The organism is Enterococcus sp. CWB-B31 (assembly GCF_020567645.1).
Lineage (GTDB): Bacteria > Bacillota > Bacilli > Lactobacillales > Enterococcaceae > Enterococcus_L.
Genome location: NZ_JAJDJW010000001.1, coordinates 290018 through 306762, shown reverse-complemented (window position 1 = coordinate 306762; position 16745 = coordinate 290018). Strand labels below are relative to the sequence as shown.

Genomic DNA, 16745 nt, shown 5'->3' with positions numbered 1-16745 from the left:
GTATGTCTGAGATCCCTAAAACCGAATAAACGGTGTTCCAAAGCCCCTCCATGCTTCGAGGATCGGAACGAAGTGAGAACCGTAGACGCAGAAGCTGTCTCTTCGGAAATAAGTCGAACTATACTGAAAATATGAGTAGCTATTTTCGTATATTCCGACTTATTTCTTGAGACAGAACACTTCTGTCACAACCTCGAATAATGAGGACTGATTTTTATCAACCTTTTAACTGGCTAATTGAAGAATTAGCACACTAACTTTAAGTTTATTCCTATTGAAAAAATAAGATTTAGATTATCATTAATAAAAGAGACAGAGACTGTATATCTAAGGAGGAGAATTATGAACGTAAAAGACTTCATCAAAAAAAGCTACTTACGTCCCTGGGATGTTATTATTATTATTATTTTAGCAGTCAGTTCTTTTCTCCCTCTGGTTGTATTCGGTATACAAAGCAATGAAGACGTTACCTTGCAGGCTGTTTTAAAAGTTGATGGCAAAATAGTCAAAACATTTGATTTGAAGGAAGGAACTCCTTCTTATACATATAAATACGAAGATCCTGACGGGGATTATAACCTGATAGAAGTGGACGGCAGCAGGATACGAATAAAAGAAGCAAACTGCGGTGATTTGGCTTGTGTCCGCCGTGGCTGGATTTCAAAACCTGGAGAAACACCAATCGCCTGCCTGCCGCATAATTTATTTATTACAGTCGAAGCTTCAGACGGAAATGAGGACGGCAGTCTGATTTACTAAGATTGCCGGAAAAATATATGACGAAATTACAAAAAGAAATTTATATTTCCATGCTGGTTGCGCAAGGTGTGATTATTTCTCTATTGGAAAACATGATCCCCTACCCTTTTTCTTTTGCTCCCGGAGCAAAGCTGGGGCTGGCGAACCTAATCACAATTATTGCGATTTTTACGATGAAGAGAAATCAGGTATTGTTTTTAATTTGTATGCGCCTTGTTTTATCCACGCTTCTAGGTGGAACGCTTTCCACGTTCTTTTACAGTGCAAGCGGAGCTTTACTCAGCTACTTGGGAATGATTCTGGTCAAGCAGCTTGGTCCTAAACGCGTCAGCATCATCGGAATCAGTGCTGTTGGCGGTTTCCTGCATAATGTCGGACAACTTTTTACAACGTCATTTTTTGCTCAGTCATGGGCTCCAATGCTCTATCTGCCATTTCTGTCATTTTTTGGATTACTGTCAGGGATCGCCATTGGCATCGCAGCAAATTACTTATTAAAACATGTGCAGACTCTTCGCAAATTTCAATTGGATTACGAACAGAGCACGAAACAAAAATGGGAGATTTTTTAAAACGAACTGAAGGAGCTATTCTATGAAGATCCATCAAATGTGGGAACCCTATCCCTCTTTAGCTAAAGAACTGGAAACTACGCTGTCTTTAATGGAGAGGAATATTCAAATAAAAAATGAAGAGATCGAGCAGGCGATCTTATCTATGATTCGTTCGGGGGGAAAGCTGCTAAGACCGGCATATCAGCTGCTGTTTTCTCAATTCGGAAAAGAAGAAAATCAAGAACGGGCAGTCGCCTTGGCTGCGTCCCTTGAAATGCTGCATACTGCGACACTGATTCACGATGATATTGTTGACGAAGCGGATATCCGCAGAAACCTGCCGACAATACGCTCACAATTCGGTAATCAAACTGCTGTTTATGCTGGAGACTATCTTCTGATTTGCTGTTTTAAGCTTTTAGCTGACTACTCCTCTTCACTGAAAAGTATTCAGTTGAACTCCTTAAGTATCGATAAAATTCTGTCAGGAGAATTGGGACAGATGGATACTCGATATGACACAGAAATGACTGTTGATCAATACATTGAAAATATCTCTGGAAAAACTGCCGAACTTTTTGCCCTAAGCTGCTTTATTGGTGCCTATGAAAGCGGCTGTTCACTTCAGTTTGCCAATAAATGCAAAGAGATTGGCAAAAATATTGGGTTGGCATTTCAAATTATTGATGACATCCTTGACTACACACAGTCTTCTTCACATATAGGAAAACCTGTTCTGGAAGACATGAAACAAGGTGTTTATTCACTACCGCTGCTCTATGCACTGAAGAAAAACAAAAAAGAACTGCTGCCATACTTGAAGAAAAAAGATCAATTATCCGCAGAAGATACACAAGCCGTGTATCAGCTTGTACATACGTCTGGCGGTGTAAAGAAAGCACAACAGCTTGCTGACGCCTATACAAAAAAAGCACTGAAAAGCATTCAGAAACTACCTGATACAGAAAAACAGACAAAAAGAATACTACTGGAAATTACGGAGAAAATCTTGGTGCGGACATCATAAGAAAAATACTTTTATAACTGAAAGAGACCCAATTGGAAGTTTAGATATTGAAGTGACCCCAAAAAGTTAGACTTTTTGGGGTCACTTCATATAACTTTCGATTGAGCCTTTTTTAGTTAACATTCATTGGTTCTATGTCAGTACAACTTTCATATTCCAGTATTGGTACGAATATTTGAATATGAAAGGTTTCAGGATTGACAATTCTAATACTCGTACCATAGTAAATGTCACCATCCAGAATTATCTTGGATACTGCATTACTTTGTTTTTTATTGAGACAACAATTATCTCATCGTAACAAATTCTTCTGCTCCTGTTGGATGAATAGCAACTGTATTGTCAAAATCCTTCTTTGTTGCCCCCATTTTTATTGCAACCGCAAAGCCCTGCAGCATCTCATCAACACCTAGGCCAATTGCATGCAGACCGACAATCTTTTCGTCGTTGCCGACACAGATCATTTTTATATCAGATTTTTGACGGTATTCACCCAAAGCAAAATACATTGGAGTAAAGCTGGATGTATAAAGTTTTATTTGGTCCTGACCATATTTTTCTACTGCTTCTCGCTCAGTAAGTCCTACTGTTCCAATAGTTGGATGCGTAAATACCACAGTAGGAATGGTCTCATAGTCCAGGTGTTCATCTGTCTTACCGTTAAAAATACGCTCTGACAACCGTCTGCCCGCAGCGATTGCAACCGGAGTCAGATCAATTTTGCCAATCACATCTCCAACAGCATAGATCCCCTTCTGAGTTGTATTCTGATATTTATCTACTTTAACGTACCCTTTTTCGTCCAGTTCAATAGAAGTATTTTCTAATCCCAATTGATCCGTATTGGGCTCTCTGCCTGTTCCAAAAAGAACACAGTCAGTTATAATCGTCTGCCCATTTTCAAAAGCTATTTCCAGCTCTCCTGAATCTTTCTTTTCAATAAATTTAGGCACAGAATTAGGATACAGCTTCATCCCATCTGCTTCATAGTGCTCAACCACTTTTGAAGAAAGCATTTCATCAAAACTGCGTAAAGGGTGATCTTTTCTGAATGCCCAGTGAACCTCGCTGCCCAAGCCAAGTACTGTTCCAGCAAGTTCAGCGGCAATATATCCTGCACCCACCACCACTATATGTCTAGGTAATTCTTCCAAAGCGAAAAATCCATTGGAATCAATGGCATATTCTTCTCCGGGAATTCCTAATTTACTCGGACGTCCGCCTGTTGCGATCAAAATATTGGGTGCTGTATATCTTTCACCACCTGCTTTAATTATTTGCTTATCAACAAAGACGCCATATTCTTTTATACGCTCTACATGATTACTGTCCAATCCACGTTGATAAGCGGTGTGCAGAAATTCAATATATTTTTCACGATGCTGAACCAGCTGATAAAAATCAAATGAACGCAAGGCTACATCAAAACCGTAGCCCGCTGCATCCCGAGTCATCATTTCCATCATGCTGCTGGCCTGCCACATCACTTTTTTCGGTACGCAGCCGACATTTACACAAGTTCCGCCAATCGCTCCGCCTTCCAGCAGCAGTACCTTTGCTCCGTGCATACCGGCGCGATTTGCAGAAGCAATACCGCCGCTTCCGCCGCCAATCACAATATAATCATATTCTTTAACCATTTTTTATCCTCCTCTGCTTAAGAAAAAGGGGTCTGTATGTCTGAGATCCCTAAAACCGAATAAACGGTGTTCCAGAAGTTGTCTCTTCGAAAATAAGTCGGACTATACTGAAAATATGAGTAGCTATTTTCGTATAGTCCGACTTATTGACATAAATCACTACGATTGACTCGTCAGAGTAGATGATGCATGTTACCTACCTGGTTCTTGAGACAGAACACTTCTGTCACAACCTCTTGATACCGAATAATCGGTCTTCCAGTCTTTATATGCCTCTGCGGTTATCTATCTCTTTGTATATGGAATAAATTCTGACAAAATTTCCCATCGGAGCACTGCATACCATTCTGATAACCGACTTTCTATTACGGAAAAATTCTTGTATCTACAAGTCTCACTACACTTCGTTTCGATCTCATCAATTTCTAAATGGTAAAGCCACTAAGAATCGAAGGACCATGTTTGATTTTCAATATAAACGCGTCTATTTGGAAAAGCGTCAGCATATCTTACAATGACCATAGGATATATGACGAGCATTCGAAAAAGTGTAGAAGCAAGCTCTTGTGGGTAAGAATTTACAAAAATTCTTACCATAACTGCTTCTGCGATTACTCGTCGCATGGAGAAGCTTTGGGACAACCTCACCATAATTCACCTAAAATACAATAATTATATCTACTGACCCCAGCATATTCTCTTATTTCTTTTTCCGAATCATATCTCCAACTGAAACCGGCTGAGCAACAGGCATCGTAACAAGCATCATTGGATTCGGTGCCCTATCAATTGACTCACCATCTTCATTGTACATTACTTCCACCGTTTGATAGAAATGATTGAACCCCGGGCCATAAAATTCGATCTCATCTCCTACACTGAAGTGATTACGTTGTCGAATTGTCGCTGTTTTTGTTTCGGAATCATAGCCCATTACTTCACCAATAAACTTATATTCAGGAATTTTTCGGCGCGGGCCAAACAACTGCTCTTCTTCACTGGGGGTATGATAATAAAATCCTGTGGAAAGCTCCCTTTGTGCAACTTTCCATAGCTCATCCACCCATTCCTGTTTGCATTCATAATTTTCGGGGTCTTCCATATAGGAATCCACCGCCTTTTTATATACATTCGCAACAGTAGACACATAATGAATAGACTTCATGCGTCCTTCGATTTTAAAACTGTCTACACCATTCTCAATCAGCTCTGGAATATGCTCAATCATGGTCATATCCACCGCACTCATTGAAAATTCTTCTTCAACTGCACCGCTCTTGGTCAGACTTCGACGTTCTGTGCCAAAGGGCATATCATACAAATCATATTTCCAGCGGCAAGACTGTGAACAGCCGCCTCTGTTTGCGTCTCTCATTGACATATGATTCGACAGAGTGCAGCGTCCTGAATAAGAAATGCACATCGCTCCATGAATAAATGCTTCAATTTCCACATCTGTATTTTTACGAATTTCAGCAACTTCTGCCATGGATACTTCCCGAGCCAGAACTACACGCTCCAGCCCTTCATTTTTCCAAAATTCTAGTGTCTCATAATTTGTAGCGGAAGCCTGTGTTGAAAGATGGATCGGCAATCCGGGAGCCTCTTCTGCACATATCTCAATTAATGCCGGATCGGAAACAATTACCGCAGAGATTCCCAAGTCTCTAAGCTCACGGAAAAACTCTCCAGCTCCTTCTTCATTTCCTTCGTGGGTGACCATATTTGCTGCCACATACACTTTGGCATTGTATTCTCCGGCAAAAGCCACACCCTCCTGCATCTCTTCATAGGTGAAATTACCGGCACGGCTTCTGAGCCCATACGCATTTCCACCGATATATACAGCATCCGCTCCATAACGGATTGCAACTTTTAATTTTTCCAGCGTCCCGGCTGGTGCCAGCACCTCGGGACGCTTCAATGTTCGTTCTTTTTCCATCTTCCTCTGTTCCTCATTTCTCTTAATCTTAATAATTAATTTGACTGCTGTGTTTCTGCTGATCGCTCTGTGAATGGTCAGTTAGCTATGTGCTTTATTGTGAATCCTTTAATTACGCTGACTGCAATTGTTTTATCTGATAGCATCCGGGTCTAAGTGGAAAAAGCCTTCATCAAGTCCCCTGTTTTCAGGATGAAGTTGCTGAATTTGTTCCTGTATCTGTTCAGCCTTCTCTATTGTCCAGTTTCCGTTTTCTAAACCTTCTTTCGCCTCTACAAACAGCTTTGCAACCTTAACAAAATTTTCTCCCGGGGCATAAATTCCATCCAGCTTCCATGTTTTGTACCCATAGTCATATAATTTATCCAGCTCTAGTATCATACTGATGTCATTATCTGCAAAAATATGCGTACCATGACTATCTTCATAAATCGAATAGTGGGTTTCTTCTTTTTTAGGTTCGGATAAAAACAAGCCCCGCTCTTTCCCTTTTTCTTCTGAAGCCTGAATATAATTGTAATAGTTCTGCAAAAGAGGCCGTTTAGATTGGTGGATACAAGTTGCACCATATACCAAAACCTCCGCAGGAACCAATAACTGTTCCGACATATTCATCATCTCTTCAAAAGGAACTTCACGAGCCAGAACTGCACCTGCAGCTCCTCTTTTTGCCCAGAAATTAATCTGTCTCGAGCTGGTAACCATTGTTTCCCCATCATAAATAAATGGAATATCGATTTTTTCTTTCTGCAGCGTGTAAATCACACCCGGATCACCGACAGTCAGCTGGTCAACCCCTATTTCTGCCAGAAAGTGCAAATACTCAGGAATATGCTTCATCTTATCCGGATGCATAATTCCATTAACTGCTGCTATCAGGCGCTTTCCAGCGGTATGTGCCAATTCTGTAATTTCTTTTTGTTCCTCCCGTGAAAACGAAGCCGGCAGTCTCAACCCGAATGTCTCCTCACCAATATATAATGTATCCACGCCTGCTTTCAACAGTAACTCCGCCTGTTCAACAGACTCTGCTGTTGCTATAATTTCAATCATTTTGCTGCCTCCTTCAACGACTGTTTCATAGTATCACAGGTTCACAAACTTTCCAATAGAGCTCGGCGTTTTCTTCCTCTTTTCACAAAGAATTTTAAATTGCCGGAAAAACGTATATACATAAATCCTCTATATTTCCCTGAAAACTTTCCAACCTTTAAATACTGGTATTGATTCTATCCGCTCAGAAAAAAGCCGAAATAAGAGATTGTTCCCCTTAATCCAGCTTATTTCTCCAGATAAAACAGTTAACTTCTGCTCCATCTGTTTTTATTCTTAAATTGTTTGCAATTCTTTCTTTTCTTTCGGGGCTTTCACATTTAACGTAATTTTTCCTTTGCTTGCACCAATCGTTAATTTATCACCCAAGTGCACCTGACCAGACAGCAACGCTTCACTTAAGCGATCTTCCACTTCTTTCTGCAGTGCCCGACGGATAGGTCTTGCACCATATTCAGGATCAAAGCCGACTTTTCCGATGGCATCGATTGCAGCAGCAGTAATCTTCAGATAAACATCCTGCTCAGCCATTCGGGTAATAATCGCCTTACTCATAATTTTAACGATTTTGTGAATCTCCTCCTGATCCAGCGAACGGAAAACGATTGTTTCGTCAATCCGATTCAGGAATTCCGGACGGAATGCTTTCTTAAGCTCTTCCAAAATTCGTTTCTGCATAGCATTGTGGTCTTTTGTCAAATCAGCTACATTAAAACCTACATTTTTTTCTTCACGGATAGCTGTTGCACCAATATTTGATGTCATAATCAAAATGGTATTTCTAAAATCAACTTTTCTGCCTTTTGAATCAGTCAAGTGCCCATCATCCAGGACCTGAAGCAAAATGTTGAAAACATCAGGATGGGCCTTTTCCACTTCATCCAGAAGAATTACTGAGTAAGGTTTCTGGCGAATTTTTTCTGTCAGCTGGCCGCCCTCTTCATAACCTACATAGCCTGGAGGCGAACCGATTAAACGACTGGTACTGTATTTTTCCATGAACTCGGACATATCTACTCGAATTAGGGCATCCTCACTGCCGAACATTGTCTCAGCCAGAGCTTTTGCCAGCTCAGTCTTACCAACTCCAGTTGGGCCTAAAAACATGAATGAACCAATTGGACGGTTTGGATCTTTTAACCCGCTTCTTGCTCTTCTAATTGCCCTTGAAACAGCACGCACTGCATCATCCTGTCCCACAACCCGATGATGAAGAATAGCTTCCAACTCCATCAGCCGCTCGCTTTCCTTTTTCTCCAGCTGCTGTAAAGGTACCCCTGTCCATTGAGAAACTACCGAAGCAACATCTTCTTCCGTCACCTTATTCGTATAGCCGGACGCTTCTTTTTGTTCAAGAAGCAGCAGGTTTTCTAGTTTTTGCATCAGTTTTTTCTCTTTTTGGCGCAGACGGGCTGCACTTTCAAAGGATTGCTCCTGAATGGCTTCTTCCTTTTCATCTGCCAGTTCCTGAATCTCACTGCGAAGCGCATTGACTGCGGACGGTTCATCTGTCAAATCCAAACGGACTTTGGCAGCAGATTCATCCATCAAATCAATTGCCTTATCCGGTAATTGACGCGAATTAATATAACGAACAGATAATTGAACTGCTGCATGCAGTGCACCATCTGTAATTTCCACGCCATGATGTGCTTCATATCTGGAACGCAGTCCCTTTAAGATTTCAACTGCTTCTTCCGGTGTGGGTTCATCAACAAGAACACGGGCAAACCGTCTTTCCAAAGCAGAGTCTTTTTCAATATACTTCTGATACTCATCTAATGTTGTTGCCCCAATTGTCTGTAATTCTCCACGAGCTAAAGCAGGTTTTAAGATGTTAGATGCATCAATTGCTCCTTCTGCTCCTCCGGCACCAATCAAGGTATGCAGCTCATCAATAAATAGAATAACCTGACCATCCTGATAGATTTCATCAATTACTTTTTTCAGTCGATCTTCAAATTCACCGCGATATTTTGTTCCAGCTACCAGTGCGCCCATATCAAGCATCATCAGCCGTTTATCCTGCATCGTCTGAGGAACTTCCCCGTTCACAATTTTTTGAGCTAATCCTTCTGCAATTGCCGTTTTACCAACTCCGGGCTCACCGACCAGCACTGGATTGTTTTTTGTACGTCGACTCAAAATCTGAATAAGCCTTCTCACTTCACTTGATCGCCCAACAACTGGATCAAGAGTGTTTTCTCTCGCCAGCTTCGTTAAATCTCTCGCCAATGAATCAAGAGTCGGAGTTCCGCCTTTTTGAACCGATCCGCCTTTTTGATTTTTTCGCTTGTTGCCGGACATGGCCATCTGCGGATCATTGATTCCGATTTTTTTCATTAGCAGCTGGCGAATTTTAACCAGACTTAAGCCTAGATTTACCAGAATTCGTGAAGCTAGAATATCTTCATCTCTTAACAAACCCAGCAGTAAATGCTCCGTACCAATATTTGGAGCACCCAACCGCTTTGCTTCTTCACCTGAGTAAGCAAAAATTTGTTTTGAACGAGGAGAATAAGGTAAATAGATACCTTTGGGATAAGATTTTACAACCCCATAACCTACCAGATGTTCAATTTCTTCTCTCACTTCATTTTTATCAACATTTAACTGGCGCAGTGTTTTTCCTGCAATTCCATTCGATTCAATGATCAACGCCAACAGCAAATGCTCTGAACCTACCGACTGATGCCGAAAATATTTTGCTTCTTCCTGTGCAATAGCTAAAACAGCCTTGGCACTTTCTGTAAATAACTCATCCATAGTTTATTCCTCCTCATAGCTCAGACGTTCCAAAAAAGAACACATTAACTGAGCCCGTAAAAATTCTTCATTTGCACCAAATTTTCCCAGCACATTTTTTCCTAAAGCGGCAAGCATAATATTTCCTTCCCGTTTTGTAATAACTTCTTCCTCATATAATTTCTGCACAAAAGTCAGTGCATCTTTCTCTGACAGCTGATCACCGATAAATTTTTCAATCTGATCCAACAGTTGTGTACTGTCTGACAAATGAACCTTAGCAATCCGAATATATCCGCCTCCGCCCCGCTTACTTTCAACCGCATAACCACGCTGAATCGTAAAACGAGTGTTTATTACATAATTTATCTGGGAGGGAACACAGTTAAACAAGTTAGCCATTTCTGCACGACGAATTTCAATTTTATTGCTTTCCTCTAAAATCTTTTTCAAATACGCCTCAATCAAATCAGAAGTGTTCTGATTATTCATCATATCCATCCTTCTCCCTTGACTATTACTGACCATAATTATATCGAATTTGAAACAGTAAATAAAGAAGAAAGCTTATACTTTACTGAAAATAAAGCTTTTCCTGACAAATTATTTTCTCTGTTGACTGTGGAGTTTACTTCAATGTTATGATAAATGCAAGGAGGATTTACTATGAAGACTATGTGGACAATTAATGAAGCGGCTAAAATGACCCATTTATCAAAGGACACAATCCGTTACTACGAAAAAGAAAAACTGATTTTTCCTGAAAGAAAAGATAATAATTACAGATTCTACTCCCAAAATGATTTGTTAAAATTAAAATACATTGTTGTTATGAAATACGCTCATTTCTCACTAAAAGAAATCAAAGCCTTTCTAATTCTTTTTGATCAGGAGCTATCAGAAGCATGCAACTTGGAAGGTCAGGAGCTTCTAAAAAAGAAAATCACTGATCTGGAAAAAACCATTGTACATTATCAGTCAATTCTGGATCTTTTAAAACAGATTCCTTACCCGGAAAATTTTCAGGAGCTACTCAAGTATTGGCAAAAGAACAATGCTGTTCATTTTTTAGATCATTTTATTGAGGCTGTTTTTGAAGAGATTAAGGAGGAAGCTGATGAAAATTATTAGGTACCCACAGACATACTCACTTCAACTGATTACTATGCCCAGGATATTTCCAATAAACTGTTATATTATCCTGGAAAACGATTTCTGCACACTGATTGACTGCAGCAAAAACGGACAAGCGAAGTCCATCATTAAAGCCCTTGAAGAAACCGATTTGCCATTAAAATACATCGTCATTACCCATGCTCACTCGGATCATACAGGGGACCTCACCAAAATAAAAGATCATTTCCCCCAAGCAAAAATATGTATTGGCAGAAAAGAATTTGAGGATAGTTCTAATCATGTAAAAAATATAAATATGCCGGTTCAGCCAGATCTTCTGCTGGATGAATGCAGCAGCATCGGCTCTTTGTCAATATATGAAACACCCGGTCATACTAACGGTTCTATCTCTTTAATTGATAGACGAAATGATTCTGCCTATGTTGGGGACCTTCTTCAGACAAGGGGAGGACTGGCAATTTCAGGTGATACACGCTGGCTCTTTCCATTCCCTGCGTTGGCAACGAACAATAGAAAGGAAGCAATTCAATCTGTAAAAAAATTAACCCAACAGACTCAGCTGAAACAAATTTTTTGCGGACACGGAGCAGCGGTTACTTATAATGAAGCGATATTCGAATCGATTATTCAGCGGGCAGAAAACAACCTGTAATTTGGCTTTTTTTAAACTAACAATATGAAAGGATTTAGCCTCTGAACAAGAAAAATATAAGGAGAGATTGTGGCATTCATATGTCCTGAACCCTTAAGAGCGAATAAACAGTCTTCCAGTCTTTATATTAATGGCTTCTCTTTCTGGAATGAATACTCGCTAATTCATTTGACTATCATACGTATATCCTTCTACTAAAAAATCTGACAAAAGTGGAACTGACAACTTGAGGCGAACAATAACTGCTTCGAGGATCAGAACGGAATCCTTCAAGGGACTGTGACAAAAGTATGTCTGAGATCCTTAAAACCGAATAAACGGTGTTCCAGTCTTTGTATGATTCGAGCATTCGAAGAAGCGTAGGAGCAAGTTCATACATGCCCCCCCAGACATGCTTCGAGGATCGGAACGAAGTCCTTCAATTCTTAATGGCTTTGCCATTTAGAAAGTGATGAGATCGAAACGAAGTATAGTGCAGTGAAAAATATAGACATAGAAGCAACAAGCTTTTTGTTACCTGCGGTTACTGGGTACATTTTAGAACCTTCCAGTGCAACGAGTAATCTCAGGAGCAATGTTTGTATGTCTCAAATAACCGTCAAAGAAATTTCTTTGACAATAAGATGAAATTTTTGATAATTACTATTTTATAAAAAATAGGTGTTTTATCGTGGAACACTCATTTCAATTCAAGTCATAGTACAAGGGCTTCTCCAATTACTCGAAGCATAGCAGAATGTCTTCTGCCAACTTTTTGAACCGAAGCCTTTTTTCCTTGCTGTCATTTTCAAAGATAATGTCAATCAACTGATCTTTCCACAACCCAATCATTATATTTTCATTGATTTTCTTTTTTGTCTCTTTCTGACTCTGATTTAAATGACTCATCATATCCTGAACCATGTTGTAAACAAACCCTCAGGCTAAAAAATTTTGATAGACACAAATCGAGCTTCTGCCCGAAACCTGTTCCATTTTTAATTTGTTTTTTATTATCTGCCAGAGTTTCTCGATTTCCCAGTACTTATTATAGAGTTCAAGAATTTATTCTCTCATGATTGTTGCTGGAAGATTAGTCATAAATGCATTCATTTGACCATTTTCCAATGGAATTGGAATCATATTAATCATTCTTCCCATATTCACTTCAAAATCCTTTGCCAGTTCAGGCTCACCCATTTCATTGTCCTCAAACATAAATACGTAACAGTAACCATTGATCTCCTCCTCGATCTGTAAAACAAAACGTTCACTGATTTTTGAAACTAATACAGAAAATCATTGAACTAACAGTGTTTAGAAGTGTATTTCATTTGTTTAGAAGACAGCTTCTATAACTATTGATATAATAGAGTTTTTAGTGAAAAATAGGTAAATTCAAAATTGTATTCTTATTGATTTACCCAGACTTTTGAATTATTGTAGAGATAAGGTACTTTTATGGAGGTAATTTATGATTACTATTAAAGGAATTGCAAAAGAAGCCGGAGTTTCAAAAAGTACAGTTTCCCGCTATCTCAATAACGGCTATGTAAGTAAAGAAACTGCTGAAAAAATTGAAAAAATTATACAAAAACATAATTATAGTCCAAACGAATTCGCCCGTAATCTAAAATCACAGAAAAGTAATTTTACAGGTGTCATCTTACCACGAATTAATTCTCCATCAGCTATCAGCACTTTAGTTGGTCTTGAGCGGAAAGAGCGTGAGTATGGCCGCCAGCTGTTGATGGTTAATACAGAGTTAAATATAAATCGGGAAATTGAGAGTTTACATAATCTGGAACAGAATAAAGTTGCCGGTATTATCTTAATGGCAACAGCTATTACTGAAAGGCATATAGAAACAATTAAGACTTTAAAAGTACCAGTTTTGGTTTTAGGGCAAGAAGATGAACGAATTACTTCTTTAACTCATGATAATTATCAGGCGGGTATATATTTAGCTGAAGGCTTACTTCAATTTGGACATCAGAAGATTGTTTACGTGGGAGTTACTGAACAGGATATCGAGGTTGGTGTGAAAAGAAAAGCAGGAGTAATTGCCGGGTTCTCTCAACTAAAGGGAACACAGCTCACTTTTCTGGAGACAGGTTTTGAAGTGGAAGATGCATTTCATCTGGGATATGAAGAGCTTCAAGCTCCACAGGGAAGTCTTTATATTGCGGCTACAGATAATATAGCCATTGGTTTGATGAAAGCGGCACACAGGCTGGGAATAACTATAGGAGAAACCGTTTCAGTTGCCGGCTTTGGGGGGTATTCTATTGGAGACTATGTTTATCCATCTTTAACTACCATTGACTTACATCATGAGAGGTTGGGGGCACTTGCTTCAGATTGTATGGAAAAGCTGATTTATCGAGAAACAATAGACTCTATTCCTGAAATTCCTATAGACTTGTTGTATCGGGATAGTGTCGGTTATTTTAAAAATAAATAGATGGATCAGAAGCGATAAGCAACTGCAGGAGAAACTGCGTTGCTTATCGCTTAAAAATTTTGATTGACATATTAATGAAAAGCAGTTATTCTGATGAAAAAGGGAACGGTTCCATACGTTTGAACTGAATGTGGGAACGGTTCCTTATCAAGGAGGAAGAAAGATGGAAAATCGTGAGATTGCAAAAGCAGTTATTGAAGCAATAGGTGGGCCAGGAAATGTCAGAAGCACAGCTCATTGTGCAACACGTTTAAGGCTTATGGTGAATGATGAATCGTTGATTAATAAAGAAAAGGTGGAGTCAATTGACAAGGTAAAGGGAGCATTTTTTAATTCGGGACAGTATCAAATTATTTTTGGAACAGGAACGGTAAATAAAATTTATGATGAAATAACTAAATTAGAGGGCAATGAATCATCAAAGATTGAAATGAAAGATGAAACTGCTGAATCCAGAAATTGGTTCCAGCAAATGTTAAGAACTTTTGGGGATGTTTTTGTACCGATTATTCCTGTTTTAGTTGCAACCGGTTTGTTTATGGGCTTGAGAGGGTTATTGACACAACCCCAGGTACTGGCTGTTTTGGGTACAACACCTGAATCAATTAATCCAAATTTTTTATTATATACACAAATTTTAACAGATACAGCCTTTGCCTTTTTACCAGCATTAATTGCCTGGTCAACATTTAAGGTATTTGGAGGAAGTCCTGTTATTGGGATTGTTTTGGGTCTGATGCTGGTAAATCCAGTTCTGCCTAACGCATATGCAATAGCCGATGGATCAGCTGCCCCTCTCATAATAGCAGGCTTTATTCCAATTGTGGGTTATCAGGGGACTGTTTTACCTGCATTTATTGCCGGTGTTCTGGGCGCTAAATTTGAAAAATCGTTAAGAAAAGTAATTCCTGATACATTGGATCTTTTAGTAACACCAGTTCTTACATTACTAGTAATGAGTCTGCTGTCTTTAATGATTATAGGACCGATTTTCCATTCAATGGAAACAGTGGTTTTGAATGCTACTGAGTGGATTTTAGATTTGCCATTTGGTTTGGCAGGATTAATAATCGGATTCTCCCACCAGCTAATTGTAGTAACAGGAATCCATCATATTTTTAATTTCTTAGAAGTACAGCTGTTGGCAAATACAGGTGCTAATCCATTTAATGCGATTATAACCTGTGCAATAGCAGCACAGGGGGGAGCAACTCTGGCTGTAGCTGTTAAAACCAACTCTTCTAAATTAAAAGCTTTGGCGTTTCCATCCGCTTTATCTGCATTTTTGGGGATTACTGAGCCAGCTATTTTTGGTGTGAATCTTCGTTATGTAAAACCGTTTATCATGGGACTGATAGGAGGGGCAGCAGGTGGTTTTACAGCAAGCTTAATGAGCTTAGCCGGAACAGGCATGTCAATAACTGTAATTCCGGGAACATTGCTTTATTTAAATGGTCAATTAATTCAGTATGTATTGGCTAATTTGGTTTCAATAGGAGTTGCCTTTGCATTAACTTACATGTTTGGATATAGTGATAAATTAAGAGAAGAAAAGTTGGGGGTGTTGAATTTTTGGATGAACAAACTGAAAAAATAGACTATTCATTAGGCTATCATATTTTCCCAAAGAAAGGATTATTAAATGATCCAAATGGTTTAATCAAATTTAAAGGATTCTACCATGTGTTTTATCAGCTAAACCCTCAAAATACAACACATGAAAATAAATGCTGGGGGCATGCTTATTCAGTTGATTTAATTCATTGGCAACAAGCGGAAATCGCTCTGTTCCCTGACAAATGGTTTGATAAAGATGGTGTTTATTCGGGAAGTGCAGTTGAATATCAGGAAAAATTATATGTGTTTTATACAGGAAATGTGATTGATGCTGCCGGAATAAATCTCAGTTATCAATGTATGGCTGTATCAGAGGATGGTTTTACATTTAGAAAAATTGGACCGATTTTCCCTCACCCTAAAGGCTACACACGTCATGTTCGTGATCCGAAGGTTTGGTACGATCCTGAACAACAGGGCTGGTACCTGTTATTGGGTGCTCAAACCAATGAAAAACAAGGAGAAGCATTAGTCTACTTTTCCAAAGACTTAATTGAGTGGGAGGGACCTAGACTATTTCTGAGAGCCGGTGATGAACGTATCCTTGAACAAAACGGGTATATGTGGGAATGTCCTGATTTGCTTCACTTTGAGGAGCAGGATATCTTTATTTATTCACCTCAAGGAATTGAAGAAGGTGACATACACTATAAAAATTTGAATCAGACTGTTTATCGTAGTGGAAAATTTGAAAACGGCATATTTTCAACAGACATGGACATGCGCGAGATTGACTGGGGATTTGATTATTATGCTCCTCAAAGCTTTAAAGCAGATGGGCGAGTACTTTCTTTGGGCTGGATGGGCTCAATGTTTCCTGAACAGGAGACAACGGTACCTACGATAGAAGAGGGGTGGCTGCATATGCTGACAATTCCCAGAGAGCTGACGGTTAAAGACGATCACTTGATTCAGCGACCAGTTGCAGAGTTGCAGCAGCTAAGAACTGCAGAAACAAAATTTAATGTTCAAAATGAAATCTTTACATTTCCAAATTGCCGATTAGAGCTGCTTTCAGAAAATTATCAGGGGTTCTCAAACTTTTCTTATTGTATAAATGACAATCTATATTTTAACTATGATGCATCCGAAAAAAAGGTACAGTTAAACCGTTTAAATTGGTTCAATGGAGAGATTGAAGTTAGGGAACTAATTCTGGATGAGCCTCTATACCAG

The 16745-nt window shown here is 39.2% G+C and carries 14 protein-coding genes and 1 pseudogene (1 of these 15 cut by a window edge); 8 read left to right on the top strand and 7 right to left on the bottom strand.

All coding sequences use genetic code 11. The features are described from left to right. Window positions 1–342 precede the first annotated feature (342 nt). The 3 genes from LI954_RS01195 to LI954_RS01185 are packed head-to-tail and all read left to right on the top strand — an operon-like array spanning window position 343 to window position 2340. Entirely contained in the window at window positions 343–759 is a 417-nt protein-coding gene (locus tag LI954_RS01195; protein ID WP_202066244.1) for a NusG domain II-containing protein, read from the top strand. A gap of 17 nt (window positions 760–776) precedes the next feature. Continuing rightward, the gene (locus LI954_RS01190) at window positions 777–1331 is read left to right on the top strand and encodes a Gx transporter family protein (protein WP_202066234.1); all 555 of its coding nucleotides are present in this window, start codon (window positions 777–779) and stop codon (window positions 1329–1331) included. A 22-nt stretch (window positions 1332–1353) separates the two neighbouring features. Further along, the gene (locus tag LI954_RS01185) at window positions 1354–2340 is read left to right on the top strand and encodes a polyprenyl synthetase family protein (RefSeq protein ID WP_202066232.1); all 987 of its coding nucleotides are present in this window, start codon (window positions 1354–1356) and stop codon (window positions 2338–2340) included. A 287-nt stretch (window positions 2341–2627) separates the two neighbouring features. Here LI954_RS01185 and gor read toward each other — a convergent pair whose 3' ends face one another. The 5 genes from gor to LI954_RS01160 form a co-directional block, all read right to left on the bottom strand. Next, complete coding sequence (gene gor, locus LI954_RS01180; protein ID WP_229443274.1) at window positions 2628–3980, bottom strand: glutathione-disulfide reductase; 1353 nt, start codon at window positions 3978–3980, stop codon at window positions 2628–2630. A gap of 700 nt (window positions 3981–4680) precedes the next feature. Beyond that, window positions 4681–5922, bottom strand: coding sequence for a peptidase U32 family protein (locus LI954_RS01175; RefSeq protein WP_202066227.1), 1242 nt, complete (start codon window positions 5920–5922; stop codon window positions 4681–4683). A gap of 132 nt (window positions 5923–6054) precedes the next feature. Then, window positions 6055–6975, bottom strand: coding sequence for a peptidase U32 family protein (locus LI954_RS01170; protein ID WP_229443273.1), 921 nt, complete (start codon window positions 6973–6975; stop codon window positions 6055–6057). A 276-nt stretch (window positions 6976–7251) separates the two neighbouring features. Continuing rightward, on the bottom strand, window positions 7252–9741 hold the full coding sequence (locus LI954_RS01165; protein ID WP_229443271.1) for an ATP-dependent Clp protease ATP-binding subunit: 2490 nt from the start codon (window positions 9739–9741) through the stop codon (window positions 7252–7254). Window positions 9742–9744: 3 nt separating this feature from the next. Then, window positions 9745–10212 (bottom strand): CtsR family transcriptional regulator, encoded by a 468-nt coding sequence (locus tag LI954_RS01160; RefSeq protein ID WP_202066221.1) that lies wholly within the window; start codon window positions 10210–10212, stop codon window positions 9745–9747. 174 nt (window positions 10213–10386) lie between these two features. Here LI954_RS01160 and LI954_RS01155 point away from each other — a divergent pair, with 174 nt between their 5' ends. Next, a complete protein-coding gene (locus LI954_RS01155; protein WP_229443270.1) occupies window positions 10387–10851 on the top strand; it encodes a MerR family transcriptional regulator in 465 nt (154 codons plus the stop codon). After that, window positions 10838–11509 (top strand): MBL fold metallo-hydrolase, encoded by a 672-nt coding sequence (locus tag LI954_RS01150; protein ID WP_229443269.1) that lies wholly within the window; start codon window positions 10838–10840, stop codon window positions 11507–11509. Before LI954_RS01155 ends, LI954_RS01150 begins: the two co-directional genes overlap by 14 nt. 717 nt (window positions 11510–12226) lie before the next feature. Here the strand turns inward: LI954_RS01150 and LI954_RS01145 are convergent. Then, on the bottom strand, window positions 12227–12412 hold the full coding sequence (locus tag LI954_RS01145; protein WP_229443268.1) for a hypothetical protein: 186 nt from the start codon (window positions 12410–12412) through the stop codon (window positions 12227–12229). A gap of 141 nt (window positions 12413–12553) precedes the next feature. Continuing rightward, complete coding sequence (locus tag LI954_RS16000) at window positions 12554–12688, bottom strand: hypothetical protein (protein ID WP_267491395.1); 135 nt, start codon at window positions 12686–12688, stop codon at window positions 12554–12556. Window positions 12689–12962: 274 nt separating this feature from the next. Between LI954_RS16000 and LI954_RS01140 the strand changes: the two genes are divergently transcribed. The 3 genes and pseudogenes from LI954_RS01140 to LI954_RS01130 form a co-directional block, all read left to right on the top strand. Next, window positions 12963–13952 (top strand): LacI family DNA-binding transcriptional regulator, encoded by a 990-nt coding sequence (locus LI954_RS01140; protein WP_229443267.1) that lies wholly within the window; start codon window positions 12963–12965, stop codon window positions 13950–13952. Between the two features lie 163 nt (window positions 13953–14115). Next, a pseudogene (locus LI954_RS01135) lies at window positions 14116–15501 on the top strand (sucrose-specific PTS transporter subunit IIBC); the annotation flags it as partial. Window positions 15502–15524: 23 nt separating this feature from the next. Then, window positions 15525–16745: the 5' portion of a glycoside hydrolase family 32 protein gene (locus LI954_RS01130; RefSeq protein ID WP_229443265.1), read on the top strand. Its footprint extends 162 nt past the window's final position; the window shows 1221 of its 1383 coding nt (coding positions 1–1221); it begins with the start codon at window positions 15525–15527; the stop codon falls past the right edge of the window.